General features: G+C 60.7%; 17 protein-coding genes and 3 tRNA genes. 4 read left to right on the top strand and 16 right to left on the bottom strand.

The window, feature by feature from the left end:
- Nucleotides 1-38: 38 nt before the first annotated feature.
- Complete coding sequence (locus tag HKD46_RS13690) at nt 39-1031, bottom strand: DUF481 domain-containing protein (RefSeq protein WP_185219288.1); 993 nt, start codon at nt 1029-1031, stop codon at nt 39-41.
- A gap of 13 nt (nt 1032-1044) precedes the next feature.
- Nucleotides 1045-1962 (bottom strand): L,D-transpeptidase family protein, encoded by a 918-nt coding sequence (locus HKD46_RS13685; RefSeq protein ID WP_042878776.1) that lies wholly within the window; start codon nt 1960-1962, stop codon nt 1045-1047.
- Nucleotides 1963-2302: 340 nt separating this feature from the next.
- Between HKD46_RS13685 and HKD46_RS13680 the strand changes: the two genes are divergently transcribed.
- Nucleotides 2303-2392, top strand: a tRNA-Ser gene (locus HKD46_RS13680).
- An 801-nt stretch (nt 2393-3193) separates the two neighbouring features.
- Here the strand turns inward: HKD46_RS13680 and HKD46_RS13675 are convergent.
- From HKD46_RS13675 to HKD46_RS13615, 13 genes are all read right to left on the bottom strand, one after another.
- On the bottom strand, nt 3194-4084 hold the full coding sequence (locus HKD46_RS13675; protein ID WP_081000899.1) for a hypothetical protein: 891 nt from the start codon (nt 4082-4084) through the stop codon (nt 3194-3196).
- Nucleotides 4075-4482: a hypothetical protein gene (locus HKD46_RS13670; protein ID WP_133280067.1), complete on the bottom strand. Its 408-nt coding sequence runs from the start codon at nt 4480-4482 to the stop codon at nt 4075-4077. Before HKD46_RS13670 ends, HKD46_RS13675 begins: the two co-directional genes overlap by 10 nt.
- 422 nt (nt 4483-4904) lie before the next feature.
- A complete protein-coding gene (locus HKD46_RS13665) occupies nt 4905-7715 on the bottom strand; it encodes a DUF927 domain-containing protein (protein ID WP_053288225.1) in 2811 nt (936 codons plus the stop codon).
- 2 nt (nt 7716-7717) lie between these two features.
- Nucleotides 7718-8080: a hypothetical protein gene (locus HKD46_RS13660; protein WP_053288453.1), complete on the bottom strand. Its 363-nt coding sequence runs from the start codon at nt 8078-8080 to the stop codon at nt 7718-7720.
- Between the two features lie 144 nt (nt 8081-8224).
- Nucleotides 8225-8479 (bottom strand): hypothetical protein, encoded by a 255-nt coding sequence (locus tag HKD46_RS13655; protein ID WP_053288226.1) that lies wholly within the window; start codon nt 8477-8479, stop codon nt 8225-8227.
- Complete coding sequence (locus HKD46_RS13650; RefSeq protein WP_171280263.1) at nt 8476-8634, bottom strand: hypothetical protein; 159 nt, start codon at nt 8632-8634, stop codon at nt 8476-8478. The genes HKD46_RS13655 and HKD46_RS13650 overlap by 4 nt, the downstream gene beginning before the upstream one ends.
- Nucleotides 8631-8801, bottom strand: coding sequence for a host cell division inhibitor Icd-like protein (locus HKD46_RS13645; RefSeq protein WP_223915327.1), 171 nt, complete (start codon nt 8799-8801; stop codon nt 8631-8633). The genes HKD46_RS13650 and HKD46_RS13645 overlap by 4 nt, the downstream gene beginning before the upstream one ends.
- Before the next feature lie 287 nt (nt 8802-9088).
- Nucleotides 9089-9541, bottom strand: a complete 453-nt coding sequence (locus HKD46_RS13640) for an antA/AntB antirepressor family protein (RefSeq protein WP_081000900.1) — start codon at nt 9539-9541, stop codon at nt 9089-9091.
- A complete protein-coding gene (locus HKD46_RS13635; RefSeq protein ID WP_200906062.1) occupies nt 9528-10037 on the bottom strand; it encodes a BRO family protein in 510 nt (169 codons plus the stop codon). The genes HKD46_RS13640 and HKD46_RS13635 overlap by 14 nt, the downstream gene beginning before the upstream one ends.
- Nucleotides 10038-10140: 103 nt before the next feature.
- Complete coding sequence (locus HKD46_RS13630; RefSeq protein WP_053288229.1) at nt 10141-10581, bottom strand: hypothetical protein; 441 nt, start codon at nt 10579-10581, stop codon at nt 10141-10143.
- Between the two features lie 10 nt (nt 10582-10591).
- Nucleotides 10592-10792, bottom strand: a complete 201-nt coding sequence (locus tag HKD46_RS13625) for an AlpA family transcriptional regulator (RefSeq protein WP_081000901.1) — start codon at nt 10790-10792, stop codon at nt 10592-10594.
- Between the two features lie 220 nt (nt 10793-11012).
- Nucleotides 11013-12236 (bottom strand): phage integrase central domain-containing protein, encoded by a 1224-nt coding sequence (locus tag HKD46_RS13620; RefSeq protein ID WP_053288230.1) that lies wholly within the window; start codon nt 12234-12236, stop codon nt 11013-11015.
- A 621-nt stretch (nt 12237-12857) separates the two neighbouring features.
- Nucleotides 12858-16295: an ATP-binding protein gene (locus HKD46_RS13615; protein WP_171865542.1), complete on the bottom strand. Its 3438-nt coding sequence runs from the start codon at nt 16293-16295 to the stop codon at nt 12858-12860.
- Between the two features lie 249 nt (nt 16296-16544).
- Here HKD46_RS13615 and HKD46_RS13610 point away from each other — a divergent pair.
- Both HKD46_RS13610 and HKD46_RS13605 read left to right on the top strand, forming a co-directional pair.
- Nucleotides 16545-16620, top strand: a tRNA-Gly gene (locus tag HKD46_RS13610).
- A 55-nt stretch (nt 16621-16675) separates the two neighbouring features.
- Nucleotides 16676-16749, top strand: a tRNA-Cys gene (locus HKD46_RS13605).
- 62 nt (nt 16750-16811) lie between these two features.
- Here HKD46_RS13605 and HKD46_RS13600 read toward each other — a convergent pair.
- Nucleotides 16812-17099: a hypothetical protein gene (locus HKD46_RS13600; protein WP_010673542.1), complete on the bottom strand. Its 288-nt coding sequence runs from the start codon at nt 17097-17099 to the stop codon at nt 16812-16814.
- Between the two features lie 214 nt (nt 17100-17313).
- On the opposite strand from HKD46_RS13600, the gene HKD46_RS13595 reads away from it, so the two are divergent.
- The gene (locus HKD46_RS13595) at nt 17314-17514 is read left to right on the top strand and encodes a YbfA family protein (RefSeq protein WP_010673543.1); all 201 of its coding nucleotides are present in this window, start codon (nt 17314-17316) and stop codon (nt 17512-17514) included.
- Nucleotides 17515-17676: the final 162 nt, after the last annotated feature.

The following is a 17676-nucleotide window of genomic DNA, read 5'->3' as shown; positions in this document are numbered from 1 at the left end:
CAGGCCCACTTCGGTGGGCCTGTGTCGTTTCTGGCGGGTCAGAAACTCGCTCCCAGGGTGATGAGGTGACGCCACTCCTTCTCGCTCACATCCCTGTGCAGGCCGTGGTAGTCGAGCCAGGCATCGTCCCAATCCAGTTCGCTTGACCAGGAGAGGCGCAGGTGATCGTTGAAATAGTACCTGAGGCCCAGGCTGCCGCTGACGGACTGCTTTCTGGTCAGGTAGGGGGAGGGTTGATCGACGAATTTTTCATAACTGCCCTTGCCAAACAGCTCGAATTTTTCTTCCCAGAGGGTCCAGGGCTGCCGGTAGTCCCACCCCAGGCTGACGAAGGGATAATTGATGATCCTGTCGTCAAACAGGTCGGAATTGCTCCACACCTCCGGCCTGAAATAGGCCCGTTCCAGACCGAGCTGTGTAATGAGCTCCAGCCGGCGTTGCCTGTCATTCCAGAAGCGGTAGCCGGGGCCGGAAGCATAGTCAATCTCCAGATAGCCTGCCTCGATCATGTTGTAATCGATGTCGACGGAAGAGCGCAGGAACCAGTGATCGTCGAAGAAGAAGTCGAGCTTGGGTTTGAGCTTGTATTCGTGGCTGTCGGTGATGTTGTTCGCCGTTTCGTAGATGTACTCGCCATCCAGGCTGTAACGCCAGTCCAGATTGGCAAACTCGGTGGAGACCTTGAGATTGACGTTGTTGGTCTTCTTGGTGTTCTCCTTGAGCTTGATGTTGAGATCCCCGTTCCCCGTCAGCAGCCAGGCATTGGCCTCGTCAGGAGAGTCCAGCAGGGGGATCCCCGTCTTGGTGAGCGGCTTGGGTTTCTCCTGCTTGTCCAGACGCCAGCGCTTGATGGCGTGGCGCGGGACCGTCATGGCCTGGCTGTAGGCGGGCTTGATACGGATCTGCTCGTCCGTGATCTCCTCTATGGTCCCGCTCAGACGATCGCCGTTGCGCATCCAGAGGATGTCCGCCATCGCCGCGGAGCCAGGCAGCAGAAACAACAGGCAAACCACATGACTGATTCTGTTCATGGTGGTCAGGCCTTCAGCCGCTCACGGGTTTGGGCAGCCCGCTCTTGCGCTCGAGCAGGGCGGTCACCCGGGCACTGTCGATGTCGGGTGCGGCGATGAACTGCTCGGCTTCGGGGGAGAGCACCAGCGGCGCCCCCTGTGCCATCTCCGCTTCGGTGCGGGAGAGGGGGGAGTGTACCTCCAGCCAGCGACGACCGTCGGGTTCCACCGCCATCTTGACCGGCTGGTTGATGACCCGGACCGGGGTGCCGACGGGAACAAGACCAAACAGGGTTTCGATGTCATCCGGGCGCAGCCGGATACAACCCGCGCTGACTCGCAGACCGACCCCGAAATCCTTGTTGGTGCCGTGGATGAGGTAGTCCTTGTTGCCATAGCCAAGACGCATGGCGAACTTGCCGAGGGGGTTGTCGGGGCCGGGGGGGACCACGGCGGGCAGATCGATCCCCTTCTGTTCCAGCCAGGACTTGCGGACCATGGGGCCGGGCACCCAGGTCGGGTTGGGATTTTTCGCGATGACGGTGGTGGTCATCTCCGGCGTCTCGCGGCCGATGTCACCGATCCCGATGGGCAGCACCATTACCTCCTGCTTGCCCTTGGGGAAGTAGTAGAGGCGAAGTTCAGGCAGGTTGATGACGATGCCTTCTCGCGGCACGTCGGGCAGCAGCATCTGGGTCGGCAGAGTGAGCCGGGTGCCCGGGGTGGGCAGATAGGGGTCTACGCCGGGATTGGCTTCGAGCAGTGCCAGAAAGCCTGTCCGGGTATGCTTGCCGACCAGTTCCAGATGATCGCCAGGCTGTACGATGTAATCTTCCAGGGCGCCGATGAGACGGCTGTCCGCTGGCGGCAGGGGATAGGTGTTGGACCAGACAGGTGCGGCCCAGAGGCTGGCGGCGGCCAGCAGCAGTGAGACGATACGAGTGTTGAGCATGGTTGTTCCTATCGGCTGGGGCGAGGGACGGGTTCCCTTCCAAAAAATGAGCAGAGATTGTCAACGAATCCCGCGGGGATTACCAGTCCGGCACCATGACTGCCGGGAGGGCGGTGGCGAGCGCGTCACAGGGTGTCACTGGCCCATCAGGCTCGCCGTATTCGTCCGCCCGGAACCGGGTACAGGGTGGAGACAGTGAGCGAGGAGGCGCTGCCGGGTGAACGTCACTAGTGTTGTGAGGGGCGGGATCGCCGGATGGCGGTTTTATCGCCAGTCGTCTGATCTGCAACGAGATTTACATTGATTTCCCGGCTAGGGTTGGGTCAATATGAGTGCCCGTGGAGAGATGCCGGAGTGGCCGAACGGGATTGACTCGAAATCAATTGTGGCAGCAATGCCACCCAGGGTTCGAATCCCTGTCTCTCCGCCACATATACCCCTCAAGCCCGCGCCAGTCGCGGGCTTGTCTTTCTTGGTGTGTGCTGGCCCATACTTCAGCCCATACTTTGGCGCTTGTGAGGGCTCGCATAGGGTCGCCATCCGTGAAGCGTCGGCCAATGTCACAGCCTTTTTTTCGTTCCTTGGCCTGACTCGGCTTGGCGTTCTAGCCGTTGTTGTTCGCTCCTGGCCTTCTTCCCCTGTCCTTTGTGTTTCTCGCCTTGCGCAGATTGCGCAGTTTTGCGCAGTTCGGATTGCGCACTTTGCGCAGTTCCCTAACCAGCTCAATCCACCGCAATCACTTGTGCTGCTTGGGCTGCCAGCTAATGAGCAACCGTTTTGCGCAGCTCGCAGTTGGTATTCGTTTTTGGATGAATTGCGCAATTTGCGCAGAATGGAGATCAGCAAGACGCCATCCAGATGAGAGGGGTTCCCCTGGTCGGCTGGGGGGTGGGTTGTAGCTGGTTCAGCTATGTCGTGGCCGTTGTGGTTCAGCGTAGAGCCTAGAAGCGGGAATGCCCGTTTTCATCTGGCTCGTATGCCGGTTTAACTGCGGAGTTTGCGGCCAGTAGTGGCGAGGGGGGTGGCGGTTTACTGCCGATTTGGGTGCGGAGTTGCTGTCATGGTTGCCCGGACACTGTCCGAGAAACCGTGACACATGATCGGTTAATACCGGGATCCCGGTATCGCCATGCGAAGGGCTGTACCTTCCCCATTTTTGGGAAAGGTTCCCTGTTTTGGGGAATGTCTCGCGGGTCGGATAGCCATCAACTCCACCACCAACCGTGTCGGGCTACCCAATCAGGTTATCTAGGATCCGCTCTGCCTCGGGGGCGTCGTCCCGCTCACTGCCCATCAGGTAGCGCAGGGTTGCCCGCGCCTCTTCCCTGTTTCTCGGTCGCAGTTCAGCCAGCAGACCAAACACAAACCAGTCTCGGGCGTGTGCCTCTATGCTGTTCTCGTAATAGCCTTGGGTGTCGCACGCATTGCGCAGCCGGTACAGCTCGTTCCAATAGGCCAGCTCATGAAGGCAGTCGCTCAGGGTGTGTGGCATCAGTTCCGGCACAGCCTTGAACCGCCCCGCGACCTGTTCAGGCGGCAGTTGCCAACTGTCCCGCTCCAGCCCTCTCAGTACCTCCTGACAAAACGCCTCCGCCTGGGTGTCGTCCCACAGCGCATCCCCGAACCGTCCGATGGCCTCAGCCTCTCTGGCTCGCCTGGTAATAGACCGCTCGGCCAGCCCGTCGAGGTTGGCAAAGCCGATGCTGCCAAGGCCCGCGAGCATGTGACCCGCCTTAGCCACCAGCCATTTGCTGTAACGCTGCTCCAGCTCGCCGGGCGGGGTGGTGATCCGCCCTGCCGCCTCCTTGGCCTGGGCAATGCGTACCGGGTCGCCCGTCCCTATCACTTGACGTAGCCAAAGCATGGAGTCGATTTCCATATCCCCGGTCACCACTTCTTGCGGCGGCAGCTCTTGAACCGCTGGCAGCGTCTCTCCGCTGCTTTGTAGTGGAGGCAGGGTGAACATGGCCCGGTGTCTCGGGTTGTCGGTGAACAGCCCCGATCGGCTGATGATGGACTTCACCGTTCCCAAAGAGAGGCCAGCCAGAGAAGCCACCTCTTTCAGTGAATGGCGACGGCGCAGGGTGATCACCTGCTCCCGTTGTTCGTTGGTCAGTCGCATTGTGCCCCCTCAGCGTTCAGGTTGCCCCACAGCTCAAACGCCTTTGTCAGCCACTCCTTTAGCTTGCCATTGCGCACATCATCGGTGGTGGCCTCAATCACATGCCATCCCATCAGTAGCGCCTCATTCATCTTGTGTCGGTCGTTTATGAAGCCCTCGGCACTGACATGATGCCCGCCAGAGTGAACCCCGCCGTGGATCTCAACGGCAATCATCTGGGTGGGCCAAGCATGATCAAAGCGCCATCGTCTGACCGGGTGGAATACCAGCTCGTTCACGCATGAGGGGAACGCGCTCATAACCTCGGCGGTGGCCGCTGCCAGTTCGGCGGTCTGCGCTCTCACTCGTTTGTTGTGGATCTCTATTTTGGCCTCGGCCCGCTCTTTGTCGGTGGACATAAGGGCAATACTGCAAGGAAACATGGCAACCCCCTGTTGCAATAAAAGTGTGATCTTGATCGGCTCGTAACGCTCTATATATGAAAAAAGAGTGGTTCCGGTGGTTCAGTGGTTCCAACACCCCGCCAGCCCGCGCCATTGCTGGGTTTATTGGTGAACCACTGGTGAGTTATCCACTGGTTCCTAGACCCCATTCACTGGTTCCGACCTAATTCCGACCCCATTTAGGAACCAGTGGAACCAGTGCGGAACCAGTCATATTTAACTCAGTGGTTCCGGCTCTAGGCCTTATGTAGCAAGGGATTGAGCCATCTAGGAACCAGTGAACCAGTGGAACCACTGTTTTTCCCTTACGTGCGCGCGCATGAGGCTGGAAAGAAAAGGGCCACACTCGGTAGCCCTCAACTTCCTTCTGGCGGGCGTTAGTCGTCCTCCTGTCCCTCCGCATCATCGGCTAATACCAGATCGGTCAGCACATAGACCCGTGCCCGCTTTCCGGTCGGGAGCCGCCTCAACAACTGATAACGCCCCTCGCCGCCAAGCAGGTATCCCGCTTTGGCTGACAGCTTGGCGGCCTTCTTAGAATCGCGTCCGCTGGTGATCTCAACCCATCCCGATGGGTCAACCCAAAACTCCAGTTCATCGTCTGTACCATGCCTAGGGTTACGCCTGTAACCAACCACATTTGCCGGTCGGTGGTTCGGGTCGCTCACATCCACAAAGCGGGTGTACTGGTGAGCCCGCATAAAGGCCCGGATCTGGGCCAAGGTTGCAGCGTCCTCCTTGTTGCCAAGATGGCCCCGCTCGGCCAGCCATGCCTTGAGGCAGACCCTCACCGCTCGGATCGCTTCCCCCTCGGGCCAGCCTGTTACCCCTAATCGGGTTGCCAGTTCACCGGCAGCGGCCACCAGCGCGAACCGGTTTATGGCTCGGCCAACCTGATTACCTGCTCCCTGCGGGGTCAGCTCGGCGGCAATGCGCTTAATCTCGGCCCTCAGCCGCTCGCTGTGCGCTTCCAGATCCCCGGTCAATGACTCGACATAGGTTCGGAAGGCGCTGCCGTGCTGGCGCTCTGCGTTGGCTTTGAGTGTATCGGCGAAGGTGCGTCCGCCCTCCATGCCGTGAAGCCACTCGAACGCCCCATGGTGGCCGGTGTCGCTCGGGATCTGGATGGTGCGCACCTCCATCCCCGCTTGGGTGCGCTGGCCCGCGCTGGCGGCGTGATCTTCAAGGCTCAGCTCACCCGTGCTCAGGAACAGCAGCCGCCACGCCTTGCGCTCCCTCAGTTCGCCATCCTGCTTACTGCGGCCCTTGCCCTGACCGTTCGCCAGCATGTAGGCCACTTGCCCCGCCTCGCGCCCGTCCAGCTCCCCCAGCTCGTCCAGGCAGAGCAGGGCGTCATTGCGCCGACTGGCGAGCCCCTCGATGCTGTTGCCGGTGGCTCGCCATGTCTGGCTATAGCGATCTGGGTTGCCGTAGACGCTGGCGGCGGCCTTCATGATGGTGGTCTTGCCGTCCGTGCTCTCGCCCTTGAGGTGAAAGCCACCGCCCTCCATGCCTACCAAGGAGAGCAAGGGAGCCGCAAAGGCGAGCGACAAGGCAAAGCAGAGGCGGCTATTGCCCACCGCCAGCCCTGCAACCCCCTGTTGCCATTCGCTCAGGCTGCCCCGCTCGGTAAAGTCGTTGGCCGCATAGCCCGCCGTTTGCAGGATCACCCCATCAGCGTCAGGCCCCATTGACCCTTGAGGCAGTACATAGGTCCGCCCATGCCAGCCGGTTCGCTCCACACAGGTGATCCGCCGTTCGGGCTGACAGGCCATCAGGTAAGCGGCCAGCTTGCGCTTGTGGCCCAGCTCGATGAACGGCAAGCCCGCATCCAGCAGGGCGGCAAACACCTCTTCGCCATTGCGCAGCGCCAGGGAGCGAACAGGCATGGCCCAACGGCGCACACGTCCGGCACTGTCCTGCCACTCCAGCAGGCGGCCATAGCCTCGCCCGTGTTCGTCACTGGTTTCAGCCTGTACCCGCACCGGGCTAGATATGGGGATCCACTCCGAGTGCGCATCCTCGCCGCGCCCCAGCGTTACCAGTGCGTACAACCGCTCCCCCCGGATCTCGAACCCCTCCGGCATGTCCTGCCCCTTCTCTGTCTCGTCATCGCGAACCGGGTGAAGCGGCACTACTTCGGCCTGCCAGGGAGCCCCTTCCCTCTGGTGGGCGTCTTGGTCTTGTTGGGTGATTTCGCCTTGCATGATGGCCTCTTTGGTTGCGGTCAATCCGCGGGCTCGGTGGTGGTCGTTCCAATCTCCGGCAATCGGTGGCAAAGCTATCAGCCCGCCTATGGCAGCGGCTGCTTGCTCGGCCTTGGTCTTGCCGGGGTTGCCTTGGGTGTGTGCGTCATTGTCGCCACACAGCAGGATCCGGGCCTTTGGGTGCTGGCGGCGGGCAATCTGGGCCACCGCCGCCAAGTTGCCGCAATCCATGGCGCAATAGACGGTCGCCCCCGTGGCGAGGTGAACCGATAGCCCGGTGGCATAACCTTCCACTACGGCCACAAACGCCCCGCCCCCGATGCGGTGGAAAGCCCCGGCCTTCTGCCCACCAGCCAGATAACGCTTGCTGCCGTCAGCCCGGATAAGCTGAACGTTCACCAGCTCGCCCGCCTCATTGGTCAGCGGGATAACCAGACTACCGGCTGGGTAGTTCTCGCCCCCCTCGCGGATCAAGGTGCGGTTAATCGTCGCCTGCGGCCACTCCAAGCCCTTGGCCGTGAGATATGGGCTCACCCCTTGGGCCACATCACCCGCGATGGCAGCGGCACGGCGGGCAGCCTTCTGGCGCTGTTGCTCATCCTGTTTGCGTTCTTGCTCTGCTCTGGCCTGTTGCTGCTGGTGGATACGCTCCCGCTCTACAGGGTCAAGCCCACCGGCAGACAAACCCACCAGCGGGGCGATCAGCTCGGCAGCCTCCTTGGTGCTCTTGCCAGTTACCCGTGCGAGCAGATCCAGGCCGTCCCCGCTGCCGCACTGGTTGCAAATCCAAGTGCCGCGCCCGCCCTTGTCATCAAGCCGGAATCGGTCGCTCCCGCCACAGAAAGGACAGGGGCCATGCTTGCCACGGCGTGGTATGTCGATACCGACAGCAGCGAGCAGCTCGGGCCAGTGACCACAGGCAGCGGCGGCCACATCACTTACAAATCGGGGGCTCGCGGCCCCCTTGGTTGTCATGCTCATTGTCATTGTGCCGCCCCCAGTCGTTGCTCACGCTCCTGTGCCAGCACTATTCCGGGATCATCGCCCCTATCAATCATCTCCCGCACCTCGGCACAGAAGAGGGTGTTCATCTCGTCCAGCATCAGGCGGCCCAGTGGCGTTAGCTCGCCCCCAGTCACCATATGGCGCAGCATCAGCAGGGCATCCTCTCGCCCCTGCTTGCCGCCACCACGTTCCAAGCAAGCGCCCACGATGTTGTTTTGAATCGCCAGCGCCAACAGTTCGGCAGTCAACGGCAGTTGAACCCCCAGATGGTTGAACGTGTTACCACGCGCCGCCAGATAGGCCAGCGCCGCCGACGACACCAGCTTGTCAATCTCACTCATCGCAACCCCCTGTTGCATTGTGATGGGGTGGCCGTTGGGCCTTCATCAGCCGTTGAAACAACACCCGCAACACTGCCAGCCGCATCGGTACCCGGTACAGCTCGCGCCAGATGCGGCGGCGAAGGGCATCTATCCGCCGTTCGCTCATAAATCACCCCCGGTCAGTACCGCCACCAGCTCGTTGAAGGCCCGTTCAGTCAGCCCCGCTTTCAGTTCGCGGGCCTCTTTGGCTGTGACAGCAACAGCGGCCCCCTTGGTCTGCTCAATGAAGCGATCTCGATCAGAGCGCCAGCTAAACGCGCTCAGGCTGCCAGCCTGTGAACGCTTGCCGGTGTGCGGGTTGATGGAGCCAACAAAGGTGGGCTGCTCGGTACTGCTTGCCCATGCGAAATACCTCATGCTGCCACCCCCTGACAGATACCCGCCTCAATGCGCAGGGCATCAAGCAAAGCGCTGTATTGCGCACGCTCCACGGGGCATAGGTCGGTTTGTTCAAGGGTGTCGGCCAGTTGTGCCAGCAGTTCAGCCAGTCGGGGGGAGTGGGTCGGGTTCATGCGGCGGCCCTCCCAGTCGGACGGCGGCTGACAAACACCAACGGCAAACCGGCCAGGGCGGCGCGGGCTTGGGCTTCGGTGTCAGCAACGGCGGTAATGGTGCGGATACGGCGTAGGTCTGCCAAACGGCAGGTACGGGAATGCTGGATCAGGAAGGTATAGATCATGAGGGGTATTCTCCACAGTTTGAGAACTGTGGCGGATCGGGTAGCCGCAAAGCAGCGCCCAACTGTGGAAAGGCGCAGCCGGGGCGTTTTCTTTGGCTCCCGACCCATGCCCCGAAACTGGATAGATCCCCGGCGCAAGGGCCGAAGTTTCGGGAAATGAGGCATATTTTCACAGTTGTTCAATGCTTTCGGGTGCTTAATCCGCCAGCCATGCCGCCACTTGCTTAAGGTGGCAGCAGCCCGCATCGTACCGTTTCGGACGCTATCGGACAAGAGGGAGGGAGTAATCATTGTTTGCCCTCCCGCTCAACTTTGATCGCCAGCATAGCGGCAAGCTGCTCTTTGCGTTCATCAAAGGGCATCCCAACATCGAGCAAGGTGGCGTTACTGCGTTCTAGGTAGGCCACCAGCGCCAGTTGATAAGCGCTCATGTGCTGGCGGATGGCGTATTCCTTCTGGGGTCTGCCCCCCTGGGGGTTTTCGCCAAATTTGGTGAAAACCACATAGTCCACCCCTTCAACAAAGCCATACTCGGCAATGCGATCCTTAATCCAATTGGAGAAGTCACGGCCCACCTTGAGGAAGGAGTGAAGCTCGCGGGCGTTGACGGTTTGAACCGCCTTGCCCTCGATATACTGCGAGGTCAGCGGCAACCACTTGGCAAGGGATGGCTGGGGCGGTTGGCTGATTTTGGGCAAAGCTCCGCCCTGGGCAGTGAGCCCATTCTTATATCCGGTCATCGCTCACCCCCGTCAACTCAGGTTGATAGGTGCGCCACAGCTCGGCCTCTTCGGCTTTCAGGCGGGCTTTCTCACCCCGGCAGGATTGCAGGGCGTGGCCGCGCTTACTCGCCTCCTTGGTGTACTGGGCTTGCCGACGGCTATGGTCATGCAGGCAGGCGAACGGCACGCCATAAGCGCCGGTCTTGCGGATAGCGGGGATCACCTCGCGGAATACCCAGTTGCAGAAGCGATGGGCGAGGGTGCCGGGAGTGGTGGCTTTGCGGCTGCGGGCAAGCAGCTTGTAGAACCCGGATTCGGCGATGGTTCGCATCTTCTGGGTACCGCCAAGGGTGTAACTTAAAGTTACCCCCTTTTCATCGTCATCCAGTGCCTTGAGCGCCTGGCTCGGATTGGTCAGCTCCAGCGCGTCACACACATCCTTGGCAATAAACCACGGCACACCGTGAACATTCACAATGCGTACCTTCACCCCCTCAAACTTGATAACAGACATATCGCTAGCCTGAACGGCTAAATTAACCGCTTGGCTGCCAGCAGGCTGCGGGGCGGCCTCAGAACTGAATCTGCTTTTTTGAATAGTCATGGTGGTGGCTCCGTTAAGCGGCGGGCGGAAGCTCGTCGGGGGTGGCAGGGAAGGCGGCAAGGTAACAGGCAATCTGCTCCGGCTCCATCGGCAAGGCGTTGCGCTGGCGGCGCTTGAGGTTCACCAGCTCGGCCACCTTGCGGGCCTCCTCCCGGTCGGCTAACCAATACCGCTCAAAGCGGGTGATGCGGCCCGCGCTGTTGCGGTGGTCAAACGGCCTGCTGTGAATGATCACATCATGGTCGTTGCGCAGCTCGTCGATGCGGTTGCGGTAGTTGAAGTCGTGATACAGGGGGAAGAACGTCAACTGGCTGGTGCCCTTCATCCCGCTATCCAACAGGTGGACGGCGGCCAGCTCAAGCAAGGTGGGTACTTTGGGGGCCTTGGTGGTATGCTTGTCACGCTCAAGCTGATTGGTCGTGACGTTCGCGTTGCGGCCATTTTTTTTGTCCATCGCTGCCTCCTTATGCTGCGGTTACACCACATTGTTCCAGCCAAGCCACAACATCGCGCTCACGCCATGCCACTCGATTCGGGCCGAGCCGTACGGGCTTCGGAAAGCGCCCCTTTGCCATCATGTCGTAAAGGGTGCTGCGGGACAGGCTGGTCACTGCCTCCACTTGCTGACGCTTCATCAGGGTCACTTGACTTAGGTCGATACTCATTTGCTTGTCTCCTGATACAAAAAAACCCGCACAGTGGCGGGTTATAAAAGGGGTTTGTCTGGCGTTTCGTTAAGGGAGTATCTGGGTCAGCACCTCCAAATAAAAAACCCGGCGCTATGGCCGGGTCTGGAAATGAAAACGCCCGATCTAGAGAGATTGGGCGATTATGGGTAAATCCTAACGTTGGGCACTCTCGGCGTCAACCGGTATTCACCGGAAGCTATGCAATTTTTATCACGACACCACCACCATTATCGGCATCACCCACATACTGCCCCCATAGCTCCATCAGCCCGCGCCGCTTTTCCAGCACATCCCCGCGCCAGTAAGCAGCCTCGGCCCCCTGGGCCACCACATGGGCAAGGCACATCTCGCATATCTCCCTTGGGTAGGTGGTGCGCTCGGCAGCCCAATCACGAAACGATGACCGGAAGCCGTGAACCGTGAAGCCTTCCGCTCCATGTCGCCGCATAAACATAGTTACCGCCCCAGCGGATAGATGGCGGTCTGGTCGCTGCCCTGGGAACACATAAGGGGAGCCCTGTACTCTTGGCAGGCTCATGAGTAGGGAGATAGCCCGCTTGCTCAGTGGTGCCCGGTGATCTCGTGCGCCCTTCATCCTTATGGCAGGGATTGACCACTCACCCCGCTCAAGGTCGATCTCGTCCCATGTGGCCCCCAGTGCCTCACCTGCTCGGCAGGCGGTGAGAATGATCAGCTCCAATACCTTGGCGCTCATGCTTTCAGTCTGGGCGATCTGGCGGACAAAGGTGGGGACTTGCTGGAACGGCATGGCGGCATGGTGTTCCACCTTCTTCACCTTGGCGCGTCGGGGTAGCAGCTTATCCAGGTGGCCGCGCCACCGTGCCGGGTTCTCACCAGAGGTAAAGCCTCTGGCCTTGGCGGCATCAAGTATCAGCTCGATACGATTTCGCACACGTGAAGCCGTCTCAGTCTTGGTCTGCCATATGGGTTGCAGGATGTTTAGCACGTGCTCGGTGTTGATCTCATCCGGCTGCAACTTGCCAATCACCGGATAGGCGTACTGCTTCAGGGTGTTGGCCCATTGCTGGGCGTGTTTGGCGTTCTTCCATCCTGCCCGGTGGGCCTTGATGTACTGCTCACCCAGATCACTAAAGGTAACCGCCCGTGCCGCTTCCTCCCTGGCTGCTCTGGCGGCTGCTCGCTTCTCGCCTATCGGATCTTCCCCTTGCTGGATCATCCGGCGAGCCTCAAACGCCAGTGTTCTGGCATCAGCCAAGCTGACACCGGGGTAAGCCCCTAGCCCCATGTCTCTTAGCTTGCCCGCTTGGCGATAGCGGAACACCCAAGAGGCCCCGCCGCCCCTCCCTATCTTCAGGTAAAGGCTGTCGCCATCGTTGGTCATGCCGGGCCGGCCTGCCTTACAAAGACCCTCAACTGTTCTGGCTGTGAGTTTCCCCATTTTTACCCGCTCCCCTGTCCGTTCAATGGCTTGGCCGGGGGTGCTGGATCACAGCCCATACTGAATCCATCACACGCCAGCCCATACTTCAGCCCATACTTTAGCGCCGGATTTTACAAGAATCTATCGGAACGACTCGGAACGGGTTTGTTGTATCTATCCGCAATATATAAGGTTTTCCAGGCACCATGCGGAATGGCTCAGAACGGATTGCGGCGGACTGTCTCTCCGCCATTTATTCCCCTCAAGCCCGCGTCCGTCGCGGGTTTGTCATTTCTATCTCATCTCTGTCCATCCCCCGGCTCAGCCATCTCCCAATGTCTTTTCCGATTTGGGGCCTGTGGTCACGGGGTCGCGAAGCCTCACCCATTCTCTCGAATGTCTATTCACCTGATTAGCCACTTGCCGGCCCAGACAGGTCTCCCAGGGTCATCACCAACATGGTGATGGGGAATGGGCCCGCACCTGCAGGGTCATCTGGCCGCCCCCGCGAGCTCAGCCATCGCGATCCCCTTGAGAGGTGCAGAAAGCCTGCGAGTCGATGTGTCCAGAGCTGGCCATTGGTGCTTGGTTTTCTATCCCGCAGCCATCATCAGAGCAACGTGGCTGCGGGTTGGAGGCTCATGCCTTGCGGCTGGCGAGCTGGCGAAGGCGCTGGGTGCTCTGGTGCAGACTCTGGTGCTGCACCTCGTTCAGGGCGCAGTGCTTGAGCACGTACTCGGCGCTGGCCACCACCGTCTTCCAGCGCGGTGCCTTGGGCAGGGTGTCGAGGTTCAAGTACTTGTCGAGGGTGCGGGTCTGGGGACTGGAGCGGTCCATGTAGACCCGCCACAGCTTGCTCTTCTCCGCCAGCACTATCTTGCCCTTGCCGGTGCTCTGCTGCCAGGTCTCCAGGGTGAGACGCATGGTGTCCACCAGGGCGCGGCGCAGAGGTTCGTCATCCTGCTGGCGAATGAGATCGTCCGCCAGCGACCTGAACTCCCCGCCCAGCCGGCTCAGTTCCCCCAGCAACTGGCCATCCTCGATGATGGCCTGGCGAGAGAGGCTCTTGAGGGCGTTCTCCAGTGCAGCCATGCGATTGTCGTCCTGGCGCGGTTCGGTGCCAAGGGTCAGCGCATAGGCGTGCTGCCCCCCCAGGTTGATGGGCAGGGCGCGGGCGTTGAGGGTGTCTCGCTGGCCCGCCACCAGGAAGTCCAGCTCCCGCACCGGCTGCGCGGTCATGTCGGGCCACTGGCTTGCCAGCGGGGCGGCCAGCCACTCGTCCAGCATCTGCCCCTCCATGGCTTCCGGCTCCTGACCCAGCAGGCGCGCCAGGGCCCGGGAGGCAAACAGCACCCCTCCTTGCTCATCGAGGAAGACCATGGGGTCGGCCCCCTCGCCAAGCAGGGCGAGGAGCCGCTCCTGATCCTGGTGCAGTTGCTCCTGGAGCAGCAGACGGTGCTCTATCTCCTGTTTGAGCAGGCGGTTCTCCACCAGGGAGGCGCGCCCGGCGCTGGCCTCCAGCAGGGCTCTCACCCGGGCGAACAGCTCCTCCTTGCAGAAGGGTTTCACCAGATAGTCGTTGGCCCCGGCGTTGAAACCCTCTTCAATCTCCTTGGGCTGGTTGAGGGCGGTGAGCAGCAGCACCGGCAGCTTCTCCTTGGGGTGCTGCTGGCGCAGACGGCGGCAGACGTCGAAGCCCGAGAGGGTGGGCATCATCACGTCAAGCAGGATGAGATCCACCGGCTCCTGAGCCAGCTTGGTCAGGGCGTCGTGACCGTCGCTGCTGGGCAGGATGCGATAACCGCAGGGCTGCAGCAGGTGGCGCAGTATGTGCAAATTGATGGGCTCGTCATCCACCACCAGGATGACGGGGGCATCTTGCGGCGGGGGCGGCAGATCCTCGCTCTCCCAGTCCGGCAGGATGACGGGTTGCTGGCGCACCAGCTGGTGCTCTATCTGGCGGCTGTCGAGGGTCAGACTGCCCGCCTTGCCGCTGGCCAGCGGCAGGGTGAAGGCGAAGGTGGAGCCGACGCTCGGCTCGCTTTCCACGAACAGCTCCCCCCCCATCAGGTGCACCAGCTGGCGGGTGATGGAGAGACCGAGGCCTGCTCCCTGCTTGCTCACTTCCGGGCTCATCTGCACCAGGGGCTCGAAGATGTGCTCCAGGTGGTCCCTGGCGATGCCGATGCCGGTGTCGGTCACCTTGATGCGCAGGAAGTTGCCCTCCACCAGGGCACTCAGCACCACCTTGCCCTGGGGGGTGTACTTGATGGCGTTGCCCACCAGGTTGTAGAGCACCTGTTCGAGGCGCTGCTCGTCCGCCAGCACAGGGGGCAGTTCGGCGGGGCTCTTGTCCACCAGGGTGAGGGGCTTGGCCTGCACGAGGTGCTGGCAGAGATCCAGCACCAGCCGGATGACCCCCTTGGAGGAGACCGGCTGGGGGTGGATCTCCAGCTGGCCGTAGCGCATCTGGTGGTAGTCGAGCAAGTCGTCCACGAGGCGCGCCAGACCGTCGGCGCTCTTGATGATGAGGCCGAGCTGCTTCTGCTGCCCTTCGGTCAGGTCCTGCTGGCTGGCGAGCATGGACTCGGCCATCCCCTTGATGCCATGGATGGGGGTGCGCAGCTCGTGGGAGGTGTTGGCCAGAAGCTCGTCTTTGAGCTTGTCCGCCTGTTGCAGGCTGAGGTTCTGCTTGTGGGTCAGCTTGACCTGCTGTTGCAGCTCCTGGGTCTGGCGTTCGATGAGCTCGATCTTGTCCTTCACCGAGCGCTGCATGTGGCGAAATGCCTGTGCCAGCCGGTCGATGTCATCGTCGGTGCGGGGGATGGTGATGGGGTGATCCAGGGCGCCGTCCGCCACCTGTTCGGCGGCGGCGGTGAGGGATCGCAGGGGCGCCGTGATGGAGTGGGAGAGCCAGCGGGAGAAGAGGATCAGCAGCAGCAGTGAGCCAGCTCCCAGCAGGATCACCAGGGTCTCGAGCTGGCGGATGGGGGCATAGGCCTCGCTGGTGGAGATCTCGGCGATAAAGGCCCACTCGGTATCGAACACCTTCACCTGGGTATAGGCGGCCAGCACCTCGTCATCGTGGTAGGAGAGGAAGGGGCCGACCCCCTGCTCCCCGGAGAGGGCCTTGATGATGAGGGGGGTCTGCAGCGGTCGGAAGTCGGGGCTGAAGCTGTTCTCCACGCTGAATTCGGGGGCGAGCCAGGCGTTGGCGCGCATCCGCTTGTCCGGGCCGATGAGAATGGTCTCGCCGGTTGCGCCGAGCCCCTCCCGCTCCGCCATGATCTGGTTGAGCTTGTCCGGCAGCAGCTCGAAGATGACCACGCCGCGCACATAGTCGTACTGCATCACGGGGGCGGCGAGGTAGGCGACCACCTGGCCGGTCAGCTCGTTGCGGCCAAAATCGGTGAACTCGAAGATCTGCTGGGGCTTCTGGCCGCCATCGAGGCGGCGCTTGATCTTGGCGAAGGTGTTGCCAAGACCGCTGGACTGGTAGGGGCCCGAGAGCAGGTTGGTGGCGAAGTTGGCCTGCTTGGTGACCGAGTAGACCACGTCACCGTTGAGGTCGACCAGGAAGATGTCGCTGTAGTTGGATTTGCGCACCATGTCGGCGTAGCCGCGATGGAAGCGCTGGTGGACGCGGCCATACATCTCGTCCGCCAGGATGAGGGCGCTGATGGAGGGCTCTATCTCCACCTGACTGTCAGGTTGTTGCAGCTTGTCCCAGGAGCCCGGCACATAGCGGGCCTGGGCGCGGGCACGGGCCTCCTGCGGCGTGGTGCCGAGCTTCTCGAAGGCACCGGTGAAACCGTAGAAGCGACCGATACTGTTGCCGGCAAAGTCCTGTTGGGAGAAGTTGATGAGCTGCTCCTTGAGGTTGCCGAAGTAGTCTTGCAGCTGGTTTTTCTTGATGTTGCGCACCGAGACCAGATGGTTGGAGGTCTGGGTGGTGAGATCCTTGCCGTGGCTGTAGAGGAAAAACAGGGTGACGACCAGGAAGGGCACCAGGCCCAACATGAAAAAAGCCAGCATCAGCTGCGGTCTGAGCCCCCGAGGCCTGAAGTTCCATTTCATCGCATGATTTTCAATTGAGAATCCAGTTACTAAGCGCGATGAGTTTCTGACTAAAGGCTAACTATTTCAATGGCTTTATCTTAAATTCGCTCGTCGGGTCACAGGGAGCGGGGGGATTTTCGACCAAGGCGTCTAAAGGGTGAGCAAACAGCACGGGAAAGGGCTCAAAGTGAGAAAAAAGGGTTGTGCCCGGGCTCGGGGTACGTATAATGCGCCTCGTTGTCAGGCAACTGGCACGCAAGCAGTCATGCGGGAATAGCTCAGTTGGTAGAGCACGACCTTGCCAAGGTCGGGGTCGCGAGTTCGAGTCTCGTTTCCCGCTCCAATACTCCATGGCACCAACCATGGACATCACTCTCAAGGCAATGCCTTGTCAGCATGGCGCGTTAGCAAAGCGGTTATGCAGCGGATTGCAAATCCGTTTAGTCCGGTTCGACTCCGGAACGTGCCTCCATCTTTTCCCTGTTTTCCATATCCCTGACGTTGTCCATCCGCCATGGCGGCCCGGATGATGCTTCATTGCATGTCAGTCAGCCGTGAACAACCCTCCCGTTGCCACGTCTTGTGCAGATGCTGATCCATCTCGGCCAATGCCTCGCCCCTGGATCCGGACCTCTCTTCGCCCCCCTGTTCTGCCAGTGCGGCCATCTCCTTTATCAGCAAACCGCATTGCCACAGGCTGGCGGTGGGGACCCCGTGATAGGGGATGTCGATGGCATCGTCACGATTGAGCCGCCACTCCTGCCACTGGCTCCAGGCGAGCACGCCCAATGCCCCCAGCAGCGCCGCATCTGCAAGTTTCATCCTGTGTTCCCCCGTTCTGTTCCAGTCCTCGTTAACTCTGGAACAGGGGCCGCGTTTTGCCACCTTTGTTGTTTTTTAGTTAAAGAATGTAACCCGGTTTCATTTTTAGGCTTTTAGCCCCATTTTTTATCAAAAAATGGCGCTGTCGGTGTAGTAATCCTACAATGATTGGCGTAATCTTTGTTCGGTGGTCTTACCAGTGAGGCGTTACATCATGTTTCATCCCTTCTCCCTGACTCAGATAATCCTTCGCCGCATCTTCGTCCTGATGGCGGGTCTGCTCGCCTTCCCGGTGATGCTGTTTCGCCGGGATCGCGCCCGTTTCTACAGTTACCTGCACCGCATCTGGAGCAAGACCAGCACCAAGCCGGTCTGGCTCAAGATGAGCGAGCGAGGGGAGCGGATCTTCTACTGATCCTCCCCGTGACGCCCGCTTCACCCGGCGCCAGACTGGCGTGACAGGCAGGGCGCACCTCCCGATATAAAAAAACCGACACCCTGGTGTCGGTTTTTTTATGGGGCTCGAACCGCCACCGGCCTTGTATCCATGGCTGGTCCACGTTGTCTCTTGTCCCTG

Origin of the sequence: Aeromonas sp. TW 6, assembly GCF_013168745.1 — a bacterium.
Lineage (GTDB): Bacteria > Pseudomonadota > Gammaproteobacteria > Enterobacterales > Aeromonadaceae > Aeromonas > Aeromonas caviae.
This window is presented reverse-complemented; position numbering and strand designations above follow the sequence as displayed.